This window comes from Aeromonas piscicola (genome assembly GCF_000820005.1).
Taxonomy (GTDB): domain Bacteria; phylum Pseudomonadota; class Gammaproteobacteria; order Enterobacterales; family Aeromonadaceae; genus Aeromonas; species Aeromonas piscicola.
In genome coordinates this window covers 36382-62650 of record NZ_CDBL01000063.1, presented here as the reverse complement: position 1 = coordinate 62650, position 26269 = coordinate 36382, and the positions used below count along the sequence as shown (strand labels likewise).

Here is a 26269-nt window from a genome sequence, read left to right as displayed (position 1 = left end):
AGTGGGCGCTGGTTCAAACTATTGGGCTTTCTCTGGCGTCACCCTGCCTGAACGCTGTTTTTTTGGGCATTGCCCCCCGATTTGAGCCATGAAAATGTGAGTCCGCTTGCTAGCGTTCAAACATGATAGGATAGGGCCCTCCTTTGTCTTTCTGGCCGAGCATTGAATATCGGCCTTCCAGTTCAAGGCGCCCCTCATGGTAAAGATCACGCTAGTATCAGTGCTTCACTCTCTCGGCCCCCGTTTCCCTGTTTATCCCACCTCTCTGTTGCTGCCGCTACTCGACCAGCATCAGGGTGATGTCTGGCTGCCCGCGATCAAGGGATCGGATGTGGCTGCCTTGCGTCAGCATGGCAAGGGGGCGGCTGCGCAAACTCTGGCGTCGCTGACGGCGGGCTGGTGTGACTTTGCCGCCAGCGATGTCGGGGCGACCCCCGAGCTGGATGCCCTTGCCAACTATGACACCGAGATGATGGACAACCTGCTGATGTACTGGCATAGCCCGGCCAAGATAAACAGTCCGATCACCGATAACCTGTTCGAGCTGCGCCGCGAGGTGGTGGACGAGGCCCATGGCAGCAAACTGGCCGCCGCTTGGGAGCAGCAACAGCAGTTGCGGTTCGAGCAGATCATGCAGGGCGTGCAGGCGGGACGGGATCAACTCTGCTTCGTCGAGGTGGAATCTGCCTACTGGTTGCGCCAGCGTTGCTGCGAGACGGTGGAGATCACCCTGGTGACGCCTGAGCTGGGCTGATATCGCCGAAAAATAGGTGACCGATCTCTCATACTGGACAAGCCGCCAGCAAGATGTGAACATGGCGCCCTTTATTGAAAGAGAGACTTGGCCAATGAGCTATGAATTGAGCGAAACCGAGCGCAATGCTGCGCTGCAACTGAACGCCGACTACCGCTACGAGCACTTCATCAGCAAGCTGGTCGAGCACGAAGAGCTGTTCGTCCTGACCGACGAGCACGGCGTCATGATGCTGACCACCGACGATGAAGATTGCATTCCGGTATGGCCGCACCCCGAGTACGCCCAGGCGTGGGCCGAGGGTGAGTGGGCCGAGTGCAAGCCGCAGTCCATCACCCTCAAGGTGTGGCTGGAGCGCTGGGTCGACGGCATGGAGCAGGACGAGCTGTGTGTTGCCGTGTTCCCGACCCCGGATCAGGAAGGCATAGTGCTGGAGCCGGCCGATGTGGCCGACGCCATTGCCGAGAAGCAGGCCAAGCGCGCCTGATTGCTCCTGAGCTTCCCTTGCAACCTCGGTTGCAATAAAAAGACCCCGCCAACGTGCGGGGTCTTTTGTTTTCGGCTCCGATGGGCTGGGGACTCGGCCCATGACTGGGCGATCAGCCTCAGTGCTGCTGGTAGCTTGTGTCGGTCAGGGTGACGGCGGGGAAGCTCTTGCCGCTCTCGATGGCCGCCCTGGTTTCCGCCTTCGCCTGCTCGTCAATCCAGAACAGGCCGCCATAGCTGTAGCCGCTATTTCCGCCATCGAGGGGCCAGTAGAGCAGCTCGCTCTTGGGGGTAGCCGGCACCTTGGGCAGTTTTATCCAGCGCCAGGCCCCTTCCCGGGTATAGGGCACCTGATAGGCGGGCACGAAGCTGGCCAGCTCGTAGAGCCGCTGCTGGATCTGGCGCGACAGGGCAGCCTTTTTGGCAAAATCGAACTCCTTGTCGTACTGCTCCACCAGCGCCGTGATGGCCTCGTCATCTATGTTCATGATGTTGTTGGTCTGGGGCTTGTTGGCATTGACCTTGTGAAAATGCTCCCAATAGGCGGGGTAGCGGCCGGAGCTCCAGCCCATCCAGGCACTCTGGTGCTTCTTCTCCAGCATGGACTTGAAGCCGGCCGAGGCATCCATCAGGTTGAGTTCGAGATTGAGCCCCGCCTTCTTGGCCTCTTCCCGCAGCAGGGTGAGTCGCTGGGCATGCTCCGCCGTGGTGTAGGTGATGCTCAGGGTCAGCGGCTGCCCCTTCTGATTTTGCAGGGTGCCATCCGGTCCTGCGTTGGTGAAACCGGCCTTGGCGAAGTAGTTGCGTGCAAGCTGGGGATCGAACGGACGGGCCTTGAGCTCGCTGTTGGTAAACTCCCCCTGACCGGCGCCATAGCTGTTGAGGCGCTGGTAATCCCCCCGCAGCAGAGTGGCGAGCATCTTGTCGAGGTTGAGTGCGTGCTGGATGCCGAGCCGCACATTGATATCCTTCAGCAGCGGGTCGGCGGTGTTGAGATAGAGCCCCATGGGGGATTGGGGGGTCTGGTTGTAGAACCAGCGCTGCTCGATATAACCCTTCTCGAACTCCGCGGTCTTGCTCTTGTCGTGCCACCAGTTGGGCATGACCAGCGGGAAGGTATCCAGCTCGCCGCGCAAGAAATGCTGCCAGGCGATGTTCTGATCCCTGAGAACCTTGATCTCGATCTTGTCCGGGTTGAAACGGTGCTGGAAGTAGCGCTCGTCATCCCCCCACCAGTTTTCAATCCGCTTGAAGGTGACCGACTTGCCCTTTTTCACCTCGCCGAGCTGATAGGGGCCAGTGACCGGCAACACCTTCCAGTTGTACTCCTTGACCCAGTTGGCGGTGAGCTTGATGGCGTGGCTCGGCTCAGGGCTGAACGGTAAGGACTCCAGCAGATCCTGGCGGCTCTTCTCGCTGCCGCTGGTGATGGCCAGGGTGCGGTCATCGAAGCGGGTCACGTCGGTTATCTGGGTGCTGTAGTAGTTGTTGTACCAGGGGTCGCTTATCTCCTTGCTGCGCATCATCTTGAGGGTAAACACCCAGTCATCGGCGGTGACGGGTTGGCCATCCGACCAGCGTGCCTTGGGGTTGATGCGAAAGTAGAGCGTCTTGTTGTCGGCACCGAAGGCCCACTCGTTTGCCAGCATGGGCATGGGGTTGCCGGTGACCGGATGGGTGCTCAGCAGCGGCAGGTTGGTCTCCCTGACATAACCGGCAAATCCGCCGTTGGAGTCGGGGCCGAATTTGCGCAGGGTCAGCGGAAAGCTCTGGATAAAGCCGTGGAAGGTGCCGCCCCGTTTGGCGGCCGGATCTGCGTAGACGGGATCCGCGTTGTTGCTCTCCCACTTGAGATCCGCAGGCAGGCTGGCGCTCCAGCCAAGCGGGCTCCAGCACAGGATCAGGGTGATGGCGGCAGTACGAATAAGGGGTGGGACCGGGCTCACCCCGGCTGAGGCTGTCGATGGCATATCCATGCTCTCTCCTGATGGTCTGCTTCCTGCAGGTCACGCTCTGGTGACGCCAGTCCCGATGGGGACTGGCTCATGATGGAAATTTTCCCCAGCCGGGTCAATGGCGGGTGGAAAATAACCGGGTGACCATCAAGGCGCCGTTTTTTGCTTGAACCAGCGCAGCCGGCCACCCAGCAGATGGACCACGAAGCCGAGCAGCACCAGGCCGGAGCCCAGCCACTGCAAGGGGGTCGGGTGTTCGTCGAGCAGCAGGGCGGCCGCCACCATGCCGACACAGGGGACCAGCAGGGAGAGCGGTGCCACCTGCGCCACCGGATAGCGCATCAGCAGCCGCCCCCACAGGCCGTAACCGAGCCAGGTGGCGACCAGCGAAAGGTAGAGCACGCACAGCAGCCCCTGCCAGCTGAAATTGAGCAGGCTGGTGGCAATCAGCTCCGGCCCTTCGAACAGCCAGGAGAGCGCGAAGAAGGGCAGTATGGGCACCAGGCCGCCCCAGGCGATGAGGCTGGGCAGGGAGGTTTGATAGCGCAGACCAATCTGGCGATTGATGACGTTGCCAAGGCCCCAGCAGGCCGCTGCGCACAGCGTCAAGACGAACCCGAGCAGGGTCAGGTTGCCCTCGCCATGGGTGGCGATGAGATAGAGGCCGAATCCCGCCAGCGGCAGCGCCACCCAGTGGTGGGGTTGCCAGCGCTCCCCCAGCCAGAGCATGGCGAAACCACCTGGGATTGCAGCACCAGTGAGGCCATGCCTGCGGGCATGCCGAACTTCATGGCGCAAAACAGGAAGGCAAACTGGCCCAGGCTGATGGCACCGCCATAGGCCAGCAGCCAGCGCCAGGGCATGGCGGGCCTGGGCACCAGCAAGATGGCGGGGAAGACCACGCCGACGAAGCGCAGTGCCCCTAGCAGCAGCGGGGGTATCCCCTCCAGCCCCCACTTGATCGCCACGAAGTTGAGTCCCCAGCAGAGGATAACCAGGGCGGCCAGACATTTATCCTTGGTTTGCATTCAGCTTCCTTGTCATCAGAGGAATGGCGATCCGCGTTGCACGGGCGGATCGGCAAGGGGACGAGCATACCCTTGAGAGGGTGGCTGGCGTCAAGCCGCCAGGCGGGGCATGGCTTTAGGCTGCGAGCCGCAATGACAGGTTCAGGCGGTAACGCAATGCAGGGTTATGCTGCGGGCCGCGATGGCAGCCCGCATGGGGGCGGGCAGGGCATCGTCGGTGACCAGCACCTTGATCTGGCCCTGCGTGCCAAGCTGGCTGGGGTGGATGGCGCCAAACTTGCTGCTGTCGGTGATCACCACATTGGTCATCCCCTTGGCCAGCACGCTGTTGACCACGTCGGCCCGCATCATGTCGCGGCTGGTAAAGCCCACCTCGGGGTGAAAACCATCGACCCCGATGAAGGCCTTGGAGAAGTGCACCTGCTCTATACACAGGCGCGTCAGCGGCCCCACCACGCTTTCGCTCTGATGCTGGAACAGGCCGCCGAGCAGTACCACCTGGGCCGGGGTGTCCTTGAGCAGATGGGCGATATAGCTGCTGATGGTGATGATGGTGACCCGTTTGTGCTGGGCCAGATGGCGCGCCAGCATGGCGTTGGCGCTGCCCCCTTCGATAAAGACAGTCTCGCCGTCTTCCACCAGTTGGGCGGCCCGCTCGGCGAGGCGCTCCTTGAGCAGGTAGTTGATGTTCATCCGGGCATCCGGATCATCGGTCTCCAGCGCCATGGCCGAGCCGTGTACCCGTCTGAGCAGCCCCTGTTTCTCCAACGCCGTGAGATCGTTGCGCACCGTCACCTCTGACACCCCTGTGTGCCGGGATAGCTCGGCCACGCTCATCTTGCGAGCCTGATGGACCAGAGTGAGGATCAGTTGGTGGCGTGGATTCATGGTGCGCTCGCATGCAAGGTGGTAGATAGCGGCAAGCCACCCGAAGGTGGCTTGCCAATCATATGACGTCACAGGCGCCATGGGGAGCGCCCCGTCAGAGACTGTGCTCGGTGCGGGCGATGATATCATCTTGCGCATCCGGGGATAAGGCGGTGAAGAAGGCCGAATAGCCCGCCACCCGCACCACCAGATCCCGGTACTGATCCGGATTGGCCTTGGCCGCCAGCAGGGTTTCCCGCGAGACAATGTTGTACTGTACGTGCCACCCCTTGTGCACCTCGAAGAAGGTGCGCAGCAGGCTCATCAGCTTGGTTTTGTCCCGCTCGTTCTCAAGGCTGGCCGGACTCAGCTTCTGGTTGAGCAGCACCCCGCCGAGGATCGCCGCCGTGGGCAGCTTGCCGATGGAGTTGAACACCGCCGTCGGGCCGAGACGATCTGAGCCCGAGGAGGGGCTGGCCCCTTCCGCCAGCGGTGTGCGGGCGCGGCGACCATCCGGGGTGGCCAGGGTGGCGGCACCGAAGGGGACGTTGGCCGAGATGGAGGAGGTGCCTGCATAGTAGGTGCCGCCGATGGGGCCGCGGCCGAAGCGGGTGTTGTGCAGCCCCTTGAGCTCATCGATGTAGCTCTGGTAGGCCTGCACCAGCAGCAGGTCTACCTCGTCCAGATCGTTGCCATATTTGGGGGCGGCATTGGTGAGGCGCTGGCGCAACTGCTCGCCCGCCAGCCCGGCAAAGTCCTGCTCCAGCGCGGCAGCCAGTTCAGCCTGATCCACCACACCCTGCTCGAACACCAGTTTCTTCAGGGCCGCCAGACTGTTGCCGAGGTTGGCGATCCCCACCTGCAGACCGGATACCCAGTCATAGACGGCGCCTCCCTCCTTGATGGTCTTGCCGCGCTCGATGCAGTCATCTACCAATGTGCTGCAGAGGATGTCGTGGGCCTGCGCTTCCAGCACGCTGTCGACCACGCAGTCGATCTCGATGGATTTGCGGGTGAAGTAGCGCACCTGCTCATCCCAGCGGGCCATCACTTCGTCAAAGTTGCCAAAGGTTCCTTCCCGCAGCGACTGGGTTTGGGGCAGGAATACTTGGCCTGTGGTGGCATCGCGACCGCCATCGAGGGAGGCCAGCAGGATGCGGGCGAAGTTGATAAAGCTCATGCCGGTGCAGCGGTAGCCCCACTTGCCGGGCACGGCGGTCTCGATGCAGCCGATGGCGGCGTAGTGATGGGCATCCTCCACGCTCACCCCGAGCTTGATGAACTCGGGGATCACCACCTCGTCGTTGTTGAAGGCGGGCATGCCAAAGCCGCAGCGGATCACCTGAATGCAGGCGTCGAGGAAAGCCTCGCTCATCCCGGCGTGGTAGCGCACCGACAGGTTGGGCTGGGTGGAACGCAGCTGGCCACAGGACTCCAGAATCGCGTAGGAGAGGTCGTTGACCGCGTCATGGGCAGCTCCATCCCGCCAGTTCTGGCCGCCAATGGTGACGTTTTGATAGAGCGGGCTGCCGGCAGAGGCCTTGGAGTGGGTACCAGAGCGGATCTTGTTCACCTCCAGCAATTTCAGCCAGCACCCTTGCAGCAGTTCGATGGCGCGGGGGCGTGACAGGGATTCCGAAAGCTCCACCTCGCGGCGATACCAGGGGTAGAGGTACTGATCCATCCGGCCAAACGACACCGAGTGGCCGTTGGATTCGATCTGCAGGATGAGCTGGATAAAGTAGCAGAGCTGCAGCGCTTGCCAGAAGGTCTCGGGGGGCTGGTGGGCGATGTGGGCACAGTTGAGCGCTATGGTTTCAAGCTCGCTGCGGCGCTCGGGGCGCGGCTCTTGCGCGGCCATGTCGTGGGCAAGGGCGGCGTAGCGCCCGATGTGATCGCTGACCGCCTCCAGGGTGATGGCGACGGCGTGCAGGAACTGCTCGCGCTGCAGATCGGCCCAATCCGCCAGATCCAGCCGACTGCGCCTCTCGGCCACCTTGGCTTTGAAGCCATCGAGACCCAGCGTGAGCAGCTCCTCATAGTTGACCGCGAGGTGGGCATCCCCCGAGGTCATGTTGCCCTCGGCCTTGATGATGCCGCTCTCCAGCAGCGCTTTCTGCTCATCGGTAAAGAGGCCGAAGCAGCGATCCTGCACCGTCTGGCCACGCCAGAAGGGGGTGAGGACGTGGATGATCTCCTTGTCGGTTTCGCTGACCGCAAAACCGGCGCCGGGTCTGTCAGCCAGCTCGTCGATCTCCTTCTCAATCCAGCTCACCGTGTATTCGGGAAACAGCGGCGCCGCCCGCACCTGACTGGCCTGATTGCCGACGATAAGCTCGTCGTGCTTGATCCAGATGGAGCGCTCCTTGAGGTGATGGGCCAGCGCCAGCGCGCGGCGCACCGGCAGCGGGCGGGCGAGATGAGCCTGATAGGCCTGCGTGTAGTGGCGGGCTCGCTCGGTGCAGACCGGTGGCTGCACTATGTGGATCAGGCTCTCTTTGTGGGCGCGGATCCGCGGGCTGAGGGTATTGAGGTCGAGCTGGGTCATGATCTTATCCTCTGGTCACAGGGGTCAGCCCCTGACGTTGGGCGTATGCGTGGGCAAAGCGGAGTAAATCGGGGTCGTCGAGTGGTGTCTCCGGCGCCTGATAGGGCAGATCCAGCAGGGCATATTTGCCCATCCCCAGCGTGTGGTAGGGGAGGAAGTGGATCTCCTGCACCGTGCCGAGACTGGCGGCGGTGTCGGTGATGGCTTCGATCGATTCGCGGTCGGCATTGAAGCCGGGAATGAGTGGCACCCGGATCTGCATCGGCACACCGTGCTCGGCCAGGCGTTTGAGGTTCGCGATGGGCAGCTCCACCTTGCCGCGGGTCCAGTGGAAGAAACGTTCTTTATCCACGTGTTTGAGATCCGCCAGCACCAGATCCAGTGAGGGGAGGCTTGGCTCAATCTGGTGCCAGGGTACATGGAGGCAGCTCTCGACCGCCGTGTGCAGCTCTTCTGCCTTGCAGCGGGCCAGCAGATCTGCGGCAAAGTCGGGCTGCATAAACGGCTCGCCACCGGAGAGGGTGACGCCACCGCCACTGCGCTCGAAGAAGGGGCGATCCCGCAGTATGGTGTCCATCAGGGTGTCCAGCGTTTCATCCCGGCCGCACACCTGCAGCGCTTCGCTGGGGCAGAGGCCGCGCAGCCGTTCAATATCTTCGGCCTTGAGAGCTGAACGGCTGAGCTGGATGCCCTCGCTGTCACGCAAGATTGCCGGACAGGTCTGGCTGCAGAGCTGGCATCCCTCGATGCATTGGCGCCGGTCGAGTAGTATGTCCGGCTTGGGAGAGCGGCTTTCCGGGTTTTGACACCACAGACAGGCCAGCGAGCACCCCTTGAGAAACACTAGGGTGCGAATGCCGGGGCCATCGTGAGTTGAATATCGTTGCAGGTCGAAAATCATACCGCCTCCTTTTGTTTTTTTATTCTATTTACTTTCATTCGAAAGTTGATTTGATTTCGATCAAGTATTTCGCAGATGTTTTATCGCTAGAATGGCGACATATTGAACATCCCGTTAAGGAGTTAGAGATGGAGCTGTATCTCGATACCGCCGATGTGGCGGCAGTGCGTCGCTGGTCACGGATCCTGCCGTTGGCCGGAGTCACCACCAATCCTTCCATTACTGCCGCCGGGGGATTGCCGCTCTCCGAGCTGCTGCCCGCCCTGCGCGATGTACTGGGGCCCAAGGCGCGCCTGTTTGCCCAGGTGATGGCCAAAACTGAAACCGAGATGGTGCGCGAGGCGTTCGCCCTGCGTGAGCTGGACCCGGATCTGGTGATCAAGATCCCGGTATGCGCAGAGGGGCTGGCGGCCATCAAGAGCCTGACTGCCAACGGCGTGCCGACCCTGGGCACGGCTGTCTATACCCCGTTGCAGGGCTGGCTGGCGGCGGTGGCGGGGGCGGAATATGTCGCACCCTACGTGAACCGGCTGGATGCTCAGGGCGGCGATGGCATCGCCACCGTGCAGGAGCTGCAACAGCTGCTTGAGCTGCATGCACCGAACAGCAAGGTGCTGGCGGCGTCATTTCGTACTCCCCGTCAGGCGCTTGACTGCCTGCTGGCCGGTTGCCAGTCCATCACATTGCCGCTTGATGTGGCCGAGCAGCTGCTGAACGTGCCTGCGGTGGATGCGGCATTGGCGAAGTTTGATCAGGATTGGCAGCGAGCCTTTGGCTGAGATCCGCGGCCGGATTGAGGGAGCGTAGAGGAGGGGCGGTGGGCGGACTAAGCTATAAGAGACAACCCGGTTTGACGGGCTGATGTCGATGGCTTACCGGAGGTGCCTCATGAGCGACCATACCCTGCTGCCCCATGGTGAAGATCTGCGCCGCGCCGTGCGCTGGCTCAGCGAGCACCATCAACACGACATCCGGGCCATCGAAGAGGCCTGTATCCGCTTTGACCTGTCACCGCTGGATGAGGAGTTTCTTATCCAGCATTGTGTCGAGCGGTCGCGGGAGGGGAGGACCAACTAGACAAAGTTGGCGAGATTGATGCCGAACTCCTTGGGATCGACCGTGCTTTCTATGCTCTCCTGTACCCCCGACTTCGCCAGATCCAGCCACTGCACCTCGAGATAGTGGCGCTGGGTGGCGTGATAGATCACCTTCACCACCGGCTTGAGCGGCTCATGAGGATTGCGCTGCATGACGATGGCCAGCCGCTGGTTGGAGAGTTGTACCAGAGTACCCACCGGATAGACCCCCATGCACTTGATGAACTTGGTCACCAGCCCCCGATCGAAATGGTGGTCGGCTCCCTTGAGCAGGATCCGGAATGCCTGGGTCGGCTGCATTCCCTGTTTGTAGACCCGATCCGCCGTCACGGCGTCGTAGACGTCGACAATGCCGCTCATGCGGGTATGGAGGGAGAGCTGATCTCCCTTGAGGTGGCGGGGGTAACCCGTGCCATCGAGCCGCTCGTGGTGATTGGCGGCGACTTCCAGCATGGTGGCCGTGATGCCGGGGGTATGGCTGAGGATGTCGTAACTGTGCACCACATGCTGGCGCATCACGGTGAACTCTTCATCGGTCAGCTTGCCCGGTTTGTTGAGCACCTCGTCCGGGGTCATGATCTTGCCCACATCGTGCAGCAGGCCCCCCAGGGTCAGCTCCTTGAGCACGCTGCGATCCAGGTCCAGATAGCGGCCGAAGTTGGCCAGCAGTATGGCCACGTTCATGGAGTGTTCCATCAGGTAGGCATCCTTGGCGCGGATCCGGGCCAGGCAGAGCATGGCATCGCCGTGGGTGAACATGGTGTCCACCATCTCTTCGGCCACCGCCGCCAGCGGCGTGATATCGATGGGCTCACCCGCCTTGAGCTGACGGATGAACTTGCCCTGCAGCTCGCGGGCTTCCTGATAGAGGCGGCGGATCTTGAGTTCACGGCCCTCGCCGTTGGCACTTCCTGCCGGTCGTTGGGATGATGCTGACAAGGCGGCGGGGTCGGGGGAGATGATCTGTTCTATGCCAGCCAGCTTGCTGCGGGCGAGATCGACGCGCACCGTGAGCACACCGCGCCGGACCAGATCATCGATCTGCTGACGGGTGGTCACCAGCCCCATCTGGGCAATCTCCATGCCGCCTGTCTGGCTGATGATGGCGATCACATACATGCCGGCTTGCAGCTGGTTGACTGGAATGACGGGATGAGGAGTGTGCGACTTCATACGGCTTCCTGACTTTATTATTATACGTAACGTTAGACCCTCTGCAGGCAGTCTAACACCCGCGCCGGGCTTCGTCATGACGACATGGTCTGCATCGCCACCGCTTAGTGCTGGAGTTGTTGGCCTCGGCCTATATAATGGCGCCCCTTTATTGATGGACTCTGAGGTTGTGCATGCGGCTCGATAAATTTCTTTGCGATTGTTCCGATTTGACCCGGTCCCTGGCGGGCAAGCTGATCCGGCAGGGAGAGGTCACGGTGGACGGCATAGTGGTCAAACAACCCGCTTTTCACATCAACGAGCAGAGCCAGGTCGAATTCGACGGCGTCACGCTGACGCTGGATCAGCGCAATCGCTACTTCATGCTGCACAAACCGGAAGGGTACGTCTGCTCCAACGAAGACCCGGATCACCCGACCGTCTTCTTCCTGATGGACGAACCCGCCATGGGCAAGCTGCACGTGGTTGGCCGACTCGATCTCGACACCACGGGTCTGGTGCTGATCACCGACGATGGCAAATGGTCCCACCGCATCACCTCGCCGCGCCATGAGTGTGCCAAGACCTATCACGTCTGGCTGGCCGACCCAGTGCACCAGGATGCCATCTCCTTGTTTGCCGATGGCGTCTTCCTGCGCAACGAATCCGAGAAGACCCGCCCCGCCCAGCTGGAAATTCTGGGTGAGTGCGAGGCCCGCCTCACCATCCATGAAGGCAAGTATCATCAGGTGAAGCGGATGTTTGCCTCCATTGGCAACAAGGTGGTGGGGCTGCATCGGGAGCAGATCGGTACACTGGTGCTGGATGACGCGCTGGCACCGGGCGAATACCGCGAGCTGACGGCCGAGGAAATCGCCCAGTTCTAGTCACCCGACCCGGCCATCAAGAGTCGATTACTGCGCCATGGGGTTAATCGAACCCATGGTCAGAACTTGGTCGCAGGTTCGATTGGCTAAGCCTATTCGGACGAGAGTGTTCAACCCCGGCGTTGACGTCGAGCCGTCTTACCCGGCTCCCAGCACCATGGTCGTCCCCAGGGTGGCCAGCAGGGCGCCCGCCCAGGCCGCCAGCGAAGGGCGCTGGCCCGAGTGCCACCACAGCAGGGGCAGCAGAATGACAGGGGTGGTGGAGGAGAGGATCGCCACCATGCCGACGTCTCCCTGACGCAAGGCGACCAGGATCAGCGTCATCCCCATGGCCATCGCCAGGAAGCCGTTGATGCCAATCATCCCCAGTACCTGACGGTTGATGGGGTTGTGCGGCAGTGACAGCGGTACCCGCAGCGCCCGCAAGGTGCAGTGGGCCAACAGGGCGCTGCCCATGCGGATGCCGGAGGCGCTGACCGCATCCACGCTGCCGCTCATCATCACGGGCTTGGCGATGATGGCGCCCAGACTCTGGCAGAAGGCGGCCGTCAGGCCCAGACCTATGCCGATGGCGAGATGCCCGCGTACCTGTTCCCACTCATTGTGCTGATTGCCGCCACGCCGGCCGAACAAAATGGCGAGCATGACGCCGGCAAACACCAGCAAGGCTCCCACCAGTCGCCAGCCACCGAGCTGCTCGCCAAACAACCAGAGGCCGAGCAGGGCGGAGAAGAGGGCATGGCAGGAGAACAGCAGGCCGCTGCGCCTGGGGCCCAGCCGGTTCATGCAGGCAAACAGGGCTGTATCGCCGACGAAGATGCCGATAAGGCCCGACAATGCCAGCAGGGGCAGGGTGCTTTCGGTGAGAGATTGCCAGCCGCCGGTGGCGAGGCTGACGGAGCCCAGCATCAGGCTGACCAGAAACATGCGCCAGCGACTGTAGGCAAAAGCCCCCAGGTGACGGGCCGGTTTGACGGAGATCAGGGCCGCCACTGCCCACAAACTGGCCGCAGCCAGTGCCAGCCACTCATACCCCATAACAACTCCTGAAAATGTAGCTACATCGAAAGACGCATCAGGCCGTTACCGGCGACAGCCATTCGCACTTCATAAAAAACTACAGAAAAAAATAGCCCGAAAGACTCCATCTCTTGAGCAAGCCCGATACAATACGGGGCGTCTTCGGGGATAACAAGCGCAGCATCATGCATTCGTATTCAGGCGCGCTGCCGGCCTTCCCCCTTCTTGAAATAAAGTGAATTGAACGAGGTTTATGTCATGGTTTTGTGCCCCGCTTTCCGGCCAGCCCGTCGCTGGCTCTCTCCCTTGCTGCTGGGCCTGTTGATGGCCCCTTCAGTGCAGGCCACCACTGTGTCCCAGGAGCCCGTGTTGTCGGACCGCCAGACCCTGGTCAAGGGCAACGGCGCCGAGCCGGAATCCCTCGACCCGGCCCAGATCCGCTCCGGTTTTCCGGGCGAGGTCGTGCTGGTGGACTTGTTTGAGGGGTTGGTGAGCGAAGATGGTCAGGGCAAGATAGTGCCGGCTCAGGCCCAGCGCTGGGAGACCAGTGAAGATGGGCTGGTGTGGCGCTTTTTCCTGCGCCCGCAGCTCAAGTGGTCCAACGGCGAGCCGCTCGGCGCGCAGGATTTTGTCTATGCCTGGCGGCGACTGCTGGATCCGGCGCAGGGCTCACCCTCCGCCGGGCTGCTGCTGGCGACCGGCATCAACAATGCCCAGTCCATCTACGCAGGGGCGCTGGATCTCAATACCCTGGGGGTGGAGGCCGAGAGCGAGCAGATCCTGAAAGTGACCCTGGAGCGGCCGGTGCCCTATTTTCTGCAGCTGATAAGCCAGCGTCCCTTCGTACCGGTCAACGAGAAGGCCATCAACCAGTTTGGCAAGCAGTGGACCCAGCCGGGCAAGCTGGTCAGCAACGGCGCCTACAAGCTGGTGAACTGGGTGCCCAACGAGCGCATCGAGGCGGAGCGCAACGCCCAGTATTGGGACGATGTCCATACCCGGATCCAGCGGGTCACCTATCTGCCGCTTGCCTCCCTGCACGCCGAGCGGCTGCGCTACGAGGCGGGCGAGATCCAGCTCACCAACAAGGTGGCACTGGAGTATTACCAGAAGACCAAAGAGGCGACCCCCGAGCGGATCTGGGGTCTGCCGCTGCTCGGCACCTATCTCTATACCTTCAACCTGCGTCGCCCCGAGCTGCAGGATGTGCGGGTGCGCCGGGCGCTGGCCATGACCATAGACCGCCATTTGCTGACCGAGAAGGTCAGCGGCCAGGGTGAACAAGCAGCCTGGTCACTGCTGCCCACCATGCCTGGCTATGAGGCGTTGAGCTCGCCGCTGGCCTTGCAGGATCAGCCGACTCGGCTGGCCAGGGCGACCACGCTGCTGACACAGGCGGGTTACAACAGCGCGCATCCCCTCAAGCTGACACTGACCTACAACACCTCGGAAAATCACAAGAAGCTGGCACTGGCGGTAGCCGCCATGTGGAAGCCGCTGGGGGTGGAAGTGGCGCTCAACAACATGGAGTGGAACGCCTATCAGGTGGCCAAAGACAGCGGGGATTTCATGCTGGCCCGCTCCTTCCTGTTCGGGGATTACGTGGAGCCTTCGTCCATGCTCAACAGCTTCCGTTGCCAGGATCCCCAGAACGAGAGCGGCTACTGCAATCCGGCCTTTGACGGCCTGTTGCAACAGGCCTCGGATACCCTGGATGGGAACGTCAGGACCGGGCTCTACCGTCAGGCCGAACAGTTGCTGATGGACGAGATGCCCGCCATTCCCGTCTATCACTACAACCAGATGCGGTTGGTGGATCCCACCCTGCGTGGCTTGCCGGTTCAGAATCTCAAGGGGGCGATTGCCACCAAGGATCTCTATTTCAGTCAGCCGTGAGGAGCGAGCGATGAAGATTGCCATTATTTCGGACCTGCACGGCAGCCTGAGTGCTCTGGAGCTGGTGCTTGACCAGCTTGCCGCCTGGCAGCCGGATCACTATCTGTTGCTCGGCGACGTGCTCAACCACGGCCCGCGCAACCCGGTACCGCCGGGTTATGCCCCCGCCGCCGTGGCCGAGCGGCTCAATCAGCTGGCGCCGCAGATCATGGCGGTGCGTGGCAATTGCGATTCGGAAGTGGATCAGATGCTGCTGGATTTCCCCATGATGGCTCCCTACAACCAGTTGTTGGTGGATGGCCGGCGCTGGTTTGTCAGCCATGGCCATCTCTATCGCCCGGAAGCGGTGCAGCTGCCGGCCGGCAGCTTGTTCATCAGCGGCCATACCCATATGCCCGTGTTGCAGCGGGAAGGGGAGCTGGTGCTGATGAATCCTGGATCCATCTGTTTTCCACGCGGAGAGCTGGCGGCAAGCTATGGCCGCTATGAAGACGGGGTATTGAGCATCCATGCCTGTGTGGACAGCGAGGCCTTGCTGCGTCTGATCTTGTAAGGTGTGTGACGAAGGCGCTGATCAGGGATGGCTGTGAGGGAAAACTGGAAGCGAGAAGGGAGAGGTCAGGCCTTGATGCCGAATGAGCGGGTACCGGAACGGGTATTGCCCTTGGCGTCATAGGTCAGGGAGTTGCGATCGCGCAACTTGCTCAGGAAGCTGGCCAGGCGGCGGTTGGAGACGATGCTGAGTTCGAGCAGGCGACCATTGAGATCATTTTGTTCTTGGCAGGCATCAAGCTTCTCACGCAGGAGATGCATCTGTTCGGGAAAGGCATTCAGCTGTTGTTGCAGCTCGGGCATCTGGGCCAGGGTTTGATCCAGCACTTCAATATCGGCAAGCAGTTTCTGCTTGCGCTCTGCCAGTTCAGGCAGCGCCAGTGCCTGGTGCTGCCTGAGAAGGTTGAATTCCTCCTCCAGCAAACCTTGCATCTGGGAGAGGTATTCGTCTTGGGTATGCAGCAGCGAAGGTAAATCAATCATCCCAGCAGCTTGTCCAGATTGGATTCAAAGCTGAACATCTTCTTGGCAACAGCCTCGCTGTTGACCTGATATTCACCATTGGCCACGGCTTTCTTCAAGCTCTCGACCCGGCTTTCATTACCGGTAGAGGCTGAGTTGAGGTTTTTCTGCATCTGTTGCAATTGCTGCGCCTCATTGGTCAAGGAGACGGAGTCGGTCTTGACGGTCGCCGCACGGTTGTCGGGGGACGAGGTCGCTGGTTTGGTATTGGCACCTTGGCTGCTACCGGTGTTTTGCAACCGATTGTTCGCTAGGTTGTTGATATTGTTGATAGCCATATTGTTTACCTTCGTCTGCTTTGCTGTTCGCTTACCTGTTTATCGGTGACGGTCGTCAGAACTTTAGAAAAAAAGTAACCTAAAACATTCAGAAGGTGACCACCACGGCGCCGACTGCGCTGACTTTTCCCTGCACCGTTTTTCCTGAACGAATATTGACGAGTCTGATCATGTCTCCGAAGCTGCCATCTTGCAAGGCTCGGGCCATGGTTTTGATTTGCATGCTGCTATTTTCTGCACTGAGTGTGACCTGATCGCCTTTGCACACCACGCAGACTTGGGTGAGCCGTATGGGCTGACCCGGTTTGAGCTCCCGCTTGCTGCGCACCCCTATGAGGGGGGTAGGATCGCTGAGATAGTCACCGCGGATCAGCGTCTGATCCTGATAGGCCAGCGTCAGCATGCCTTCGCTGAGGATGTCGCCCTTGGCCACCGGCGCCGAGACGGTCACATAGGGCTTCTGTATGCTGACCCGAACCGGCAAATAGAGATCCCAGGGTTTATCCTCCTCGCATTTGAGGTAGACGGTAGTGTTGCGACGCACCTCCATCCTGGCGGGGAAACTGATGGTGAGATGCTGTTCGCAGCGGCTCAGGGGCAGGCGTTCATCGATGGAAGCGGCTTGCACCTGTGCCTGGGCGTCGAGCGGAATATCGAGCTGGCCGAGCACAAACTCTTGAGCCATTTCTTGCAGATAGCTGGTCACCTCGGATGCCGTGGCGTGAGAAATACCGCAAAACAGCAGTAAGGTGAGGAAAAGTCTACTAATCATTTTCGCTCGCAGGCCGATAAGTTGTTCACGCATATCACCATATTTAACTATGCTTGCTTCAGAATTCGTTTGTAGTGACATCGATAGTCTGACGCAAGCCAACACGCATGCATGATTAGTGCCAAGCGTTTTTAGGGAGTGTTTATGGCCAGTATTCTGGACTCGGTCAACCAACGTACCCAGCTGGTGGGACAAAACCGGTTGGAGTTGTTGTTGTTTCGTCTCAATGGACGTCAAAGATTTGGCATCAACGTATTCAAAGTGCGTGAAGTGTTGCAATGTCCCTCTTTGACCGTCATGCCCAAGTTGAACTCCTGCATTCGCGGGGTTGCCCATATCCGTGGCCAGACTATTTCGGTGATCGATCTCAGCATGGCGGTAGGCAAGCGTCCTATCGAGGACCTGAGCAAGTGCTTCATCATCATTTCCGAGTACAACCGTTCAGTGCAGGGTTTCTTGGTGCACTCGGTCGAGCGCATCATCAACATGAACTGGGAATCCATTCTGCCACCCCCCAAAGGCGCTGGTCGCATCAACTACATGACGGCGGTCACCGAGGTGGATGGCGAACTGGTGGAGATCCTGGACGTTGAACGTATCCTCAACGAGATCTCTCCGGTGTCGACCGAGGTGAGTGCCGAACTGGTGGATGCCAGTGCCGAACACAATACCCATGGTCGCCCCGTGCTGGTGGCAGACGATTCTTCCGTTGCTCGCAAGCAGGTACAACGGGCCCTCGAGGCTATCGGCGTGCAGTGCGTGCTGGCCAAGGATGGGCGTGAGGCGCTCAACATGTTGCTGGAGATGGCCAAGAATGGCCCAATCAAGGATCAGATTGCCCTGGTGATCTCGGACATCGAGATGCCGGAAATGGACGGTTATACTTTTACCGCCGAGATCCGCAACAATCCCAATCTCAAGGACTTACATGTTATTCTGCACACATCCCTCAGTGGGGTGTTCAATCAGGCCATGGTGCAGAAAGTCGGTGCGAACAATTTCATTGCCAAATTCCAGCCAGATGAATTGGCCAAGGCCGTACAAGGCGCACTCTAATCAAGAAGAACAAACTGCATGAAGACACTTTCGGACGACTTATACAAACAATTCAGCAACTTTCTGGCGGTACAGAGCGGGATCGTGCTGGGTGACAACAAACAGTATCTGGTCAAGAGTCGGCTTTCGCCCTTGATGACTCAGTTTGGTATTGAGAGTCTGTCTGATCTGGTTACGCGAGCGATGAGTGTGCGTGAGCGTGACCTGAAAATGGCAGTGGTTGATGCCATGACCACCAACGAAACCCTGTGGTTTCGGGATACCTATCCATTCCAGTTGCTGACAGACAAAATCTTTCCTGAACTCGGCAAGAGCGGTCGTCCGATCAAGATCTGGTCGGCCGCGTCCTCGTCCGGCCAGGAGCCCTATTCCATCGCCATGACGGCATTGGAGCAGCAGGTCAAGAAGCCAGGCTCCTTGCCCGGTGGCGTGCAGATAGTGGGCACAGATATTTCCAGTACCATGCTCAACCAGTGCAAGGAGGGAGTGTACGACAGCCTGGCGCTGGCCCGCGGCCTGTCGCCGGAGCGCAAGAAGCTGTTCTTCGAAGCGTATGGCGACAACAAGATGCGGGTGGTGGAGCGTGTCAGAAAATTGACCACCTTCCGGCCGCTGAACCTGCTGGAAAGCTACAGCCTGCTCGGCAAGTTCGACATCATCTTCTGCCGCAATGTACTCATCTATTTTGCGCCGGAAGTGAAGTCCAAGATCCTCAACCAGTTCGCAGCCAGTCTCAATCCCGGCGGTTATCTGATGCTGGGGGCTTCCGAGTCACTGGCCGGTCTGACCGATAGGTTCGAAATGGTCCGCTGTAATCCCGGCATCGTCTACAAAGTCAAATAATCCCCGCCTAAATCCCCTTTGGCACACCTCTTGCTAATAATTTATCAAGCAGGAGGTGTGCTATGGCAATTTCATTCGACAAGGCATTTGGTATTCATCAATACGCGCTGAGTGTTCGCTCCAAGCGTGCAGAGGTGTTGTCCAGCAACATTGCCAACGCGGATACCCCGGGTTTCAAAGCCAGGGATATCAACTTCTCACAGGCACTGGAAGAGGCCCAGCATCAGCAGGGGTTCGGTCTGGCGACGACCAGTGAGAAGCACTTTGCCTTGCAGTCGGATGCCCCTGGCCTGACGCAGTACCGCAATCCCCTGCAGCCTGATACCGGTGATGGCAACACGGTAGACGTGCAGCAGGAGCGCAGCGAGTTCTTGCGTAACAGCCTTGAGTACCAGACCTCCCTCGAATTTATGAATAGCAAGATCAGTGGCCTGCTGAAGGCGCTGAAAGGAGAACAGTAATGAGTTTGTTCAAGGTCTTTGACATTGCAGGCTCGGCAATGAGTGCACAGTCTGTTCGACTCAATACGGTGGCCAGCAACATGGCCAACGCCGACAGCGTCAGCTCCAGTGTGGAAAATACTTACCATGCCAGGCGGCCAATCTTTGCCGCTCAGCTGGATCAGGCCATGTCAGACAAGCAGGCATCCGTCGGGGTCGAGGTGAAGGGGATTGTCGAGAGCGAGGCCCCCTTGCTCAAGGAGTACAACCCGGGCCACCCCATGGCTGACAAGGACGGCTTTATTTTCAAGCCCAACGTCAACATGGTGGAAGAGATGGCAGACATGATCAACGCCTCACGCAGTTATCAGACCAATGTGCAGGTTGCCGATTCTGCCAAGAAGATGCTGCAGCAGACGCTTCAGCTTGGCAAGTCCTGATAGGGGTAAGCACAGATGGTAGATACAACCAATAATGTGAACGGTATCAGCCGTACCACATCACAGACCACTGGCACAACGACACCCAAGAAAGAGCTGGATCAGGCATCGTTTCTGAAGCTGCTGACCATGCAGCTCTCTTATCAAGATCCGTTCAAGCCGGTAGACAACGCCCAGATGCTGTCCCAAATGTCATCGATGTCGACCTCGGAAGGAATCGCGAGTCTGTCGACCCAGATGGGGAAACTTAATGACCAGATGATCTCCAGCCAGGCCCTGCAAGCGTCTTCTTTAGTAGGACAAAATGTGCTGCTGCAAAGCAATATGGGCTATTTAGACAAGGAGGGTTCCCTCTCTGGTGTCGTTGCAGTCGGAACGACGAATAAATATTCAAATATAAAGATTACCATTGAGAATGAAAAGGGTCAGGTTATCAAGGAGTTTCCCCTTGAAGGAGAGCAGCTAGGCAATGTTGAGGTTGCCTGGGATGGGACAGATAAGGCTGGTAATCGGTCCACATCCGGCAAATATGTCATCAAAGCCAGCGGTACCGTGGATGGCAAGTCAGAAACTATTGCTACATATGCTTATGGCAAAGTGGATAGCGTTGCCTTGGGTAATGCCTCGAATCCTACCCGCCTCAATTTGAGGGGGCTTGGAACTGAATTTTTGAACAATATCCTGCAAATTTCAGGAACCAATTCCAACCAGACCACACCACCAACGACCAAGCCTACAGCATCGATCTAAGGAGCTGGATATGTCATTTAACAATGCCTTGAGCGGTGTCAACGCGGCACAAAAAGATCTGAACGTCACCGCCAACAACATTGCCAACGTCAACTCGATCGGCTTCAAGGAGTCGCGAGCCGAATTTGCCGATGTGTATGCGAACTCGATCTTCGTCAATGCCAAGACACAAGTCGGTAATGGTGTGGCCACGGGGGCTGTTGCGCAGCAGTTCCATCAGGGAGCACTGCAATTCACCAACAACTCGCTGGACCTTGCCATTCAGGGCAATGGTTTCTTCGTGACCTCGGACGGTCTGACCAATCTGGATCGCACCTATACCCGGGCCGGGGCCTTCAAGCTCGACGAAAACAGTTACATGGTCAACAATCAGGGCCATTACCTGCAGGGGTATGAGGTCAACGTGGATGGCACGCCGAAGGCGGTGAGCATCAACGCTACCAAGCCCATCCAGATCCCTGACAAGGCAGGTGTGCCGACCAAGACCAGCACAATTGAAGCAAGCTTCAACTTCCCGTCAGATGCCAAGCCGCTTGCGGCCGGGAATACTGCTACAGACGCCTCCATCTTCGATCCGACCAATGACAAGAGCTATTCTGCGTCGACCTCGGTCACCATCTATGACTCGTTGGGCTCACCCCATGTCATTACTCAATATTTCGTCAAGGAGGCGGATCCGCTGAACGTTACCCAGCCTGCGAGCCCGACCGCCTGGCGCATGTACATGTACGAGGACAAAAAGCCGATCGATGTGAGCGGTGGTGTACCCACGACAATGGCTGCGAGCGTGACCACCACTCCTCCGTTGGCGGCTCGCGTCACCTTTGATGCCGATGGCAAGATGATTACGCCGACTACGCCGGCCACCATCAAGACCATAGCACTGGGAACACCGGGGGCCGGCATCATCACCAATGGCGCTGATGGTACCCAGCAGGTGGAGCTCAAGCTCACCAATGTGACCCAATTCTCCTCCCCGTTTGAGGTGAACAAGTTGACCCAGGACGGTTCCACCGTTGGCCGTCTGACCAAGGTCGAGATCACCGCCGATGGCATCGTCTCCGCTACCTACAGCAACGCCACCACCTTGAAAGTGGCCATGGTCGCCATGGCCAAGTTCGCCAACTCGCAAGGGTTGACCCAGGTGGGTGATACCTCCTGGCGCCAGTCCCTGCTCTCCGGCGATGCTTTGCCGGGTACCCCCAATTCGGGCACCTTTGGCAGCATCAAGTCCTCCTCGCTGGAGCAATCCAACGTGGACTTGACCTCCCAGCTGGTGAACCTGATCACGGCGCAGCGCAACTTCCAGGCCAACTCCCGTTCGCTCGAAGTGAACAGCTCGCTGCAGCAGACCATACTGCAGATCCGTTAAGTCATAACACGATGACAAGGGCGCCTCGGCGCCCTTTTTCTCAGCGTTTCCTTCCTGTTTTATCCCCCCCTTTTCATTCCTGATCCGGTATTGGCACTCAAATTGCAGTTCTCTCTCCAGAGTCATCAGTTTGACGGAGGATCCCATGGATCACCTGCTTTACATCGCCATGTCCGGGGCCAAGGAGAACATGAACAGCCTGGCTGTGCGTGGCAACAACCTGGCCAACGCCAACACCATCGGCTTCAAGTCTGACTTCGAGCAGGCGCGCAGCATGCAGGCGTTCGGCGAAGGGCTGCCATCCCGGGTGTTCGCCATGACGGAGCGGCCGGGTCAAAACCTGCAGCATGGCATGCTGATGACCACGGGTCGGGATCTTGACGTGGCCGTTGACGGTCAGGGCTGGATCGCGGTGCAGGATCCCAAGGGTGGCGAAGCCTATACCCGCATGGGCAACCTGCAGCTGAGCGCGACCGGCAACCTGCAGACCTCTACCGGCCTCAACGTCGTGGACGATGGTGGACAACCCATAGTGCTGCCGTTGCCGATGGAAAAGATCGAGATCAATCGGGACGGCACCATCAGCGGTCGTCCCGAAGGTGCCGCGGCCAACTTGCCCGAGGATTTCCAGCGTATCAAGCTGGTAAAGCCTGCCGCCGATGCGGTGGAGAAGGGGCAGGACGGCTTGTTTCGTCGCAAGGATGGCCAGACCGAAGCCGCCTCGGCCAATGTCGGCCTCATCGCCGGCTCGCTCGAGGGCAGCAACGTCAACGTGGTCGATGAGATGACCAACCTTATCCGGTTGCAACGTCAGTTCGAAACCCAGGTCAAAATAATGAAGACCGCGGAAGAGAACGACGAAGCCCAAACCCAGCTGCTGCGTATCAGCTAATCAAGGAGTTTTAAATGAACCCTGCACTCTGGATCAGCAAGACCGGCTTGGATGCACAGCAGACCAACATCGCGGTCACCTCGAACAACCTGGCGAACGCCAGCACCGTGGGTTTCAAAAAATCACGGGCCATCTTCGAGGATCTGCTTTACCAAAATATCAACCAGCCCGGTGGCCGCTCCTCAGCGGACACTGAACGGCCATCCGGACTGATGCTGGGGGCCGGTGCCAAGGTCGTTGCCACCCAGAAAAACCACAGCCAGGGCAACGTGCAGACCACGGACAACTCGCTGGACCTGATGATCAGCGGCCGCGGCTACTTCGAAATCCAGTTGCCCGATGGCAGCGCCGCCTATACCCGCAACGGTCAGTTTACCCTCAATAGCGAGGGGACTATCGTCACCCCGGGCAACGGCTATCCGCTGCAACCCGAAATCCAGATCCCCGAGAACGCCCAGAGTGTGACAGTGGGAGAGGATGGTCAGGTATCCGTGCAGCTCAAGGGTGACGGAGCATCCCAGGTGGTGGGTCAGATCAACACCACGGACTTCGTCAACGCCTCCGGCCTGCAACCCATGGGTGAAAACATGTTTGTCGAGACCCAGTCCAGTGGTGCCCCCATTCAGGGGACTGCCGGTGCGGACGGGCTCGGCGTCATCAAGCAGGGCATGCTGGAAACATCCAACGTCAACGTGACCGAAGAGCTGGTCAATCTGATCCAGGCCCAGCGGGTCTACGAGATGAACTCCAAAGTTCTCTCGGCGGTGGACGGCATGATGTCCTTCCTGATCCAGCGTACGTAAGCGGGTGCTGGACACCATGATCTCATTTTTGGTCTCGCGCACATCGGTAGGAGGCGCATGATGAAAGCCATATGGATGCTGGGGCTGCTGGCGCTGGGGGGCTGCAGCAGTACCCTCAACACGGCCAAGCCAGATGACCCCGAGTTTGCTCCCGTTTACGGGGAATCGGAGCCGGTCTCCGTCAGACCGACCGGGGCCATTTTTCAACCGGATCAGGTCAACGGCATCTATTCGGACATCAAGGCGCACCGGGTGGGTGACATCATCACCATCGAGCTGGCCGAGTCGACCTCTGCCTCCAAGAAGGCCAATACCCAGAGCGGCAAGGACAATAAGCTCACGATGAATACGGCAACACTTGGTGGTGTTCCTGTTACCGCAGGGGCTTATGATCTGTCGGCGTCGCTGGGCCAGAACAGCGCCTTCAAGGGGCAGGCCAAGGCGGATCAGAGCAATAGCCTGCAGGGCAATATCTCGGTCAGCGTGGCCAAGGTGCTGCCCAACGGCAACCTGATAGTGCGCGGCGAGAAGTGGATCATGCTCAACAATGGCAACGAATATATCAGGATCACCGGCATGCTGCGCCCTGAGGATGTGACATCGGACAACAGCGTTTCATCTCAGAAGGTGGCTAATGCCCGCATCCATTACGGCGGTACCGGCGATCTGGCCAACAGTCAGGAGCAGGGGTGGCTTACCAGCTTTTTCAATGGCCCCTGGTGGCCGCTCTAGGAGATGTTATGAAGTCACTCCGTCTTGTGACCCTGCTCTGCTGCCTGATGCCCCTGGGAATGGCCCACGCCTCCCGTATCAAGGACATCAGCTCGGTGGAAGGGGTACGTAACAACCAGCTGATCGGCTACGGTCTGGTCGTTGGCTTGCCCGGTACCGGCGAGAAGAACAACGCCTTCAGCGAGCAGACCTTTCGTACCATGCTCAACAACTTCGGTATCAAGGTGCCGGACAACATCAAACCCAAGATCAAGGACGTGGCACCTGTGGCCATCCATGCAGAGTTACCACCGTTCTCCAAGCCGGGCCAGACCATAGACGTGACGGTATCGGCCATCGGCGAGGCCAAGAGCCTGCGCGGCGGCACCCTGCTGCAAAGTTTCCTGAAGGGGTTGGACGGGCGTGTCTATGCGGTGGCGCAGGGTAGTCTGGTGGTAGGCGGTCTGGGCGCCGAAGGGGCCGATGGCTCCAAGGTGGTAGTCAATACGCCGACCGTGGGCCGCATCGCCAACGGCGCGACCGTAGAGCGGGAAGTACCGAACTCCTTCAGCCAGGGCGATACCATCACCTTCAACCTCAATCGACCCGATTTCACCACGGCTCGCCGGCTGGCGGACGTGGTCAACGATCTGGTGGGCCCCAACACGGCGCAGGCGCTCGATGCGACCTCGGTCAAAGTCTATGCGCCGCGGGATCCGGGGCAGCGGGTCTCCTACCTCGCCACCATCGAAAATCTGGAAGTCGACCCGGCCAGCGAGGCCGCCAAGATCATAGTCAACTCCCGTACCGGCACCATAGTCATTGGCAGTCAGGTGCGGCTCAAACCGGCGGCCATCAGCCACGGTGGGCTGACGGTGACCATAGCCGAGAATCAGCAGGTGTCCCAGCCCAACCCGCTCTCGGGCGGTCAGACGGCGGTCACCAACAACTCCACCATCAACGTGCAACAAGAGAAGGGACGCATGTTCAAGCTCGATACCGGCGCGACTCTGGATGATCTGGTGCGGGCAGTGAATCAGGTCGGGGTGGCGCCCGGCGATCTGATGGCGATCCTGGAGGCGTTGCAACAGGCGGGCGCCATCGAAGGTCAGCTGGTCATATTGTAACAAGCGGCAAGGGGTTGCCACGGGCGGCAATGAGGTAAGCAAAATGGCAGAGTTCGACACCAACAGCGGCGTGAATATGGGCATGGTGCAGGATATCCAGAATCTGGATCGTCTGCGCCAGCTGAGTCAGAGCAAAGAGGGCAAGGCCGATGCGCTCATGGCTGCCTCTCGCCAGTTCGAGTCTATCTTCACCCAGACCCTGTTTCAGGGCATGCGTCAGGCCAACCAGGCTTTGACCCAGGACAACCCCATGAACAGCAGCTACACCCAGTTCTACGAGGGCATGCTGGATGAACAGCGGGTCGCCGACATGACCAGCAAGGGAGGCATGGGGCTGGCCGAGATGGTGGCCAAGCAGCTCTCACCCGAGACCTTTACCCGTCACGATGGGCGTGTGCTCAAGATGCCGCAACGCACCGAACGGGTCTACAAACCCTACCAGCCGCCTACCTCTGCCCCGAACGATCTCATCTCTGCCTCAAAAGTTGGCAAAGATTTTGCTGATAAAGAGATGAGTGCCGATGCCCAGCCACTGGCTGTGCCGCATCGCCCCCGTCGCACGGTTCCTCCCATGGGGTCCGCGCAGGGTGTGCAGGCTGCACAGGGAACCAAGGCGCTGGACAAGACGGCGCAAGTGTTTGAAACCCCGGAAGAGTTCGTCAATCGCCTGATGCCGCTTGCCAAGAAGGCAGCCGACAAGCTGGGGTTGAGTCCGGCGGTGCTGGTGGCCCAGGCGGCGCTGGAAAGCGGCTGGGGCAAGCGGGTGATCAAGGACGGGGAAGGGCAGGTGACTCACAACCTGTTCGGCATCAAGGCCGATCCGCGTTGGGAAGGCCCCAAGGCGGTGGTCAGCACCCTGGAATATGAGCAAGGGGTGGCCTCGCGCCAGAAGGCATCGTTTCGCTCTTATGAGTCGTTCGAAGAGAGCTTCAACGACTATGTCGATTTCCTGACCTCAGGCTCTCGTTACAAGGGCGCCTTGGCCAAGGTGGACAACCCGGACCGTTATTTCGAAGCCCTGCAACAGGCCGGATATGCGACGGATCCCCAGTACGCCAGGAAACTGAAACAAGTATTGCGCAGTGATGCCATTGCCCAGTACACCGAAATGGAGCTGTAA

27 protein-coding genes and 1 pseudogene are annotated in these 26269 nt (G+C 59.5%); 18 read left to right on the top strand and 10 right to left on the bottom strand.

Translation table 11 applies throughout. From position 1 onward, the window contains the following. Nucleotides 1–196: 196 nt before the first annotated feature. Nucleotides 197–754, top strand: coding sequence for a hypothetical protein (locus tag BN1128_RS16130; RefSeq protein ID WP_042870593.1), 558 nt, complete (start codon nucleotides 197–199; stop codon nucleotides 752–754). Nucleotides 755–848: 94 nt separating this feature from the next. Beyond that, nucleotides 849–1241: a DUF2750 domain-containing protein gene (locus tag BN1128_RS16125; RefSeq protein WP_042036410.1), complete on the top strand. Its 393-nt coding sequence runs from the start codon at nucleotides 849–851 to the stop codon at nucleotides 1239–1241. 118 nt (nucleotides 1242–1359) lie between these two features. On the opposite strand, the gene BN1128_RS16120 is transcribed toward BN1128_RS16125, so the two are convergent. The 5 genes and pseudogenes from BN1128_RS16120 to BN1128_RS16100 form a co-directional block, all read right to left on the bottom strand. Further along, nucleotides 1360–3210, bottom strand: a complete 1851-nt coding sequence (locus BN1128_RS16120; protein ID WP_042870648.1) for an extracellular solute-binding protein — start codon at nucleotides 3208–3210, stop codon at nucleotides 1360–1362. A gap of 132 nt (nucleotides 3211–3342) precedes the next feature. After that, nucleotides 3343–4223, bottom strand: a pseudogene (locus BN1128_RS16115) (EamA family transporter). A 141-nt stretch (nucleotides 4224–4364) separates the two neighbouring features. Next, nucleotides 4365–5111: a DeoR/GlpR family DNA-binding transcription regulator gene (locus tag BN1128_RS16110; RefSeq protein WP_042870591.1), complete on the bottom strand. Its 747-nt coding sequence runs from the start codon at nucleotides 5109–5111 to the stop codon at nucleotides 4365–4367. Nucleotides 5112–5205: 94 nt separating this feature from the next. Then, entirely contained in the window at nucleotides 5206–7638 is a 2433-nt protein-coding gene (locus tag BN1128_RS16105) for a formate C-acetyltransferase/glycerol dehydratase family glycyl radical enzyme (RefSeq protein WP_042870588.1), read from the bottom strand. A 4-nt stretch (nucleotides 7639–7642) separates the two neighbouring features. Beyond that, on the bottom strand, nucleotides 7643–8539 hold the full coding sequence (locus BN1128_RS16100) for a glycyl-radical enzyme activating protein (protein ID WP_042870586.1): 897 nt from the start codon (nucleotides 8537–8539) through the stop codon (nucleotides 7643–7645). 128 nt (nucleotides 8540–8667) lie between these two features. Here BN1128_RS16100 and fsa point away from each other — a divergent pair, with 128 nt between their 5' ends. Both fsa and BN1128_RS16090 read left to right on the top strand, forming a co-directional pair. After that, nucleotides 8668–9318: a fructose-6-phosphate aldolase gene (fsa, locus tag BN1128_RS16095; protein ID WP_042870584.1), complete on the top strand. Its 651-nt coding sequence runs from the start codon at nucleotides 8668–8670 to the stop codon at nucleotides 9316–9318. 109 nt (nucleotides 9319–9427) lie between these two features. Next, complete coding sequence (locus BN1128_RS16090; protein ID WP_042870583.1) at nucleotides 9428–9616, top strand: hypothetical protein; 189 nt, start codon at nucleotides 9428–9430, stop codon at nucleotides 9614–9616. Here the strand turns inward: BN1128_RS16090 and BN1128_RS16085 are convergent. Then, nucleotides 9613–10809 carry an HD-GYP domain-containing protein gene (locus BN1128_RS16085; RefSeq protein ID WP_042870581.1) on the bottom strand — a complete coding sequence of 399 codons (1197 nt, stop codon included), beginning with the start codon at nucleotides 10807–10809 and terminating at the stop codon, nucleotides 9613–9615. The genes BN1128_RS16090 and BN1128_RS16085 overlap by 4 nt on opposite strands. Before the next feature lie 173 nt (nucleotides 10810–10982). Here BN1128_RS16085 and rsuA point away from each other — a divergent pair, with 173 nt between their 5' ends. Next, nucleotides 10983–11675, top strand: a complete 693-nt coding sequence (gene rsuA, locus BN1128_RS16080; protein ID WP_042870579.1) for a 16S rRNA pseudouridine(516) synthase RsuA — start codon at nucleotides 10983–10985, stop codon at nucleotides 11673–11675. Between the two features lie 138 nt (nucleotides 11676–11813). On the opposite strand, the gene BN1128_RS16075 is transcribed toward rsuA, so the two are convergent. Next, nucleotides 11814–12713, bottom strand: a complete 900-nt coding sequence (locus BN1128_RS16075; RefSeq protein WP_042870577.1) for a DMT family transporter — start codon at nucleotides 12711–12713, stop codon at nucleotides 11814–11816. 240 nt (nucleotides 12714–12953) lie between these two features. On the opposite strand from BN1128_RS16075, the gene BN1128_RS16070 reads away from it, so the two are divergent. Both BN1128_RS16070 and yfcE read left to right on the top strand, forming a co-directional pair. After that, nucleotides 12954–14591, top strand: coding sequence for a peptide ABC transporter substrate-binding protein (locus BN1128_RS16070; RefSeq protein ID WP_042870576.1), 1638 nt, complete (start codon nucleotides 12954–12956; stop codon nucleotides 14589–14591). A gap of 10 nt (nucleotides 14592–14601) precedes the next feature. Beyond that, nucleotides 14602–15144, top strand: coding sequence for a phosphodiesterase (gene yfcE / locus BN1128_RS16065; RefSeq protein WP_042870574.1), 543 nt, complete (start codon nucleotides 14602–14604; stop codon nucleotides 15142–15144). A gap of 65 nt (nucleotides 15145–15209) precedes the next feature. On the opposite strand, the gene BN1128_RS16060 is transcribed toward yfcE, so the two are convergent. The 3 genes from BN1128_RS16060 to flgA all read right to left on the bottom strand — a co-directional run bounded on the left by BN1128_RS16060 (nucleotide 15210) and on the right by flgA (nucleotide 16637). Continuing rightward, entirely contained in the window at nucleotides 15210–15626 is a 417-nt protein-coding gene (locus tag BN1128_RS16060; protein ID WP_042870572.1) for a flagella synthesis protein FlgN, read from the bottom strand. Then, a complete protein-coding gene (gene flgM / locus BN1128_RS16055) occupies nucleotides 15623–15943 on the bottom strand; it encodes a flagellar biosynthesis anti-sigma factor FlgM (protein ID WP_042870570.1) in 321 nt (106 codons plus the stop codon). Before flgM ends, BN1128_RS16060 begins: the two co-directional genes overlap by 4 nt. Before the next feature lie 88 nt (nucleotides 15944–16031). After that, nucleotides 16032–16637, bottom strand: coding sequence for a flagellar basal body P-ring formation chaperone FlgA (gene flgA, locus BN1128_RS16050; RefSeq protein WP_042870646.1), 606 nt, complete (start codon nucleotides 16635–16637; stop codon nucleotides 16032–16034). A gap of 222 nt (nucleotides 16638–16859) precedes the next feature. Here flgA and BN1128_RS16045 point away from each other — a divergent pair, with 222 nt between their 5' ends. The 11 genes from BN1128_RS16045 to flgJ all read left to right on the top strand — a co-directional run bounded on the left by BN1128_RS16045 (nucleotide 16860) and on the right by flgJ (nucleotide 26269). Further along, nucleotides 16860–17771 (top strand): chemotaxis protein CheV, encoded by a 912-nt coding sequence (locus BN1128_RS16045; protein WP_042870567.1) that lies wholly within the window; start codon nucleotides 16860–16862, stop codon nucleotides 17769–17771. A gap of 18 nt (nucleotides 17772–17789) precedes the next feature. After that, nucleotides 17790–18614 (top strand): CheR family methyltransferase, encoded by an 825-nt coding sequence (locus BN1128_RS16040; protein ID WP_042870564.1) that lies wholly within the window; start codon nucleotides 17790–17792, stop codon nucleotides 18612–18614. A 62-nt stretch (nucleotides 18615–18676) separates the two neighbouring features. Next, a complete protein-coding gene (gene flgB, locus BN1128_RS16035; protein ID WP_042870562.1) occupies nucleotides 18677–19075 on the top strand; it encodes a flagellar basal body rod protein FlgB in 399 nt (132 codons plus the stop codon). Next, nucleotides 19075–19494, top strand: coding sequence for a flagellar basal body rod protein FlgC (flgC, locus tag BN1128_RS16030; protein ID WP_042870559.1), 420 nt, complete (start codon nucleotides 19075–19077; stop codon nucleotides 19492–19494). The genes flgB and flgC overlap by 1 nt, the downstream gene beginning before the upstream one ends. Nucleotides 19495–19509: 15 nt before the next feature. Beyond that, nucleotides 19510–20244 carry a flagellar hook assembly protein FlgD gene (locus BN1128_RS16025; protein WP_042870557.1) on the top strand — a complete coding sequence of 245 codons (735 nt, stop codon included), beginning with the start codon at nucleotides 19510–19512 and terminating at the stop codon, nucleotides 20242–20244. Nucleotides 20245–20254: 10 nt separating this feature from the next. Further along, entirely contained in the window at nucleotides 20255–21616 is a 1362-nt protein-coding gene (gene flgE / locus BN1128_RS16020) for a flagellar hook protein FlgE (protein ID WP_042870555.1), read from the top strand. A gap of 145 nt (nucleotides 21617–21761) precedes the next feature. After that, on the top strand, nucleotides 21762–22508 hold the full coding sequence (gene flgF, locus BN1128_RS16015) for a flagellar basal-body rod protein FlgF (protein WP_042870552.1): 747 nt from the start codon (nucleotides 21762–21764) through the stop codon (nucleotides 22506–22508). 14 nt (nucleotides 22509–22522) lie between these two features. After that, on the top strand, nucleotides 22523–23311 hold the full coding sequence (flgG, locus tag BN1128_RS16010; RefSeq protein ID WP_042870550.1) for a flagellar basal-body rod protein FlgG: 789 nt from the start codon (nucleotides 22523–22525) through the stop codon (nucleotides 23309–23311). A gap of 60 nt (nucleotides 23312–23371) precedes the next feature. Continuing rightward, nucleotides 23372–24043: a flagellar basal body L-ring protein FlgH gene (gene flgH, locus BN1128_RS16005; RefSeq protein WP_042870548.1), complete on the top strand. Its 672-nt coding sequence runs from the start codon at nucleotides 23372–23374 to the stop codon at nucleotides 24041–24043. An 8-nt stretch (nucleotides 24044–24051) separates the two neighbouring features. Beyond that, nucleotides 24052–25149: a flagellar basal body P-ring protein FlgI gene (locus BN1128_RS16000; RefSeq protein WP_042870547.1), complete on the top strand. Its 1098-nt coding sequence runs from the start codon at nucleotides 24052–24054 to the stop codon at nucleotides 25147–25149. Between the two features lie 43 nt (nucleotides 25150–25192). After that, a complete protein-coding gene (flgJ, locus tag BN1128_RS15995; RefSeq protein WP_042870545.1) occupies nucleotides 25193–26269 on the top strand; it encodes a flagellar assembly peptidoglycan hydrolase FlgJ in 1077 nt (358 codons plus the stop codon).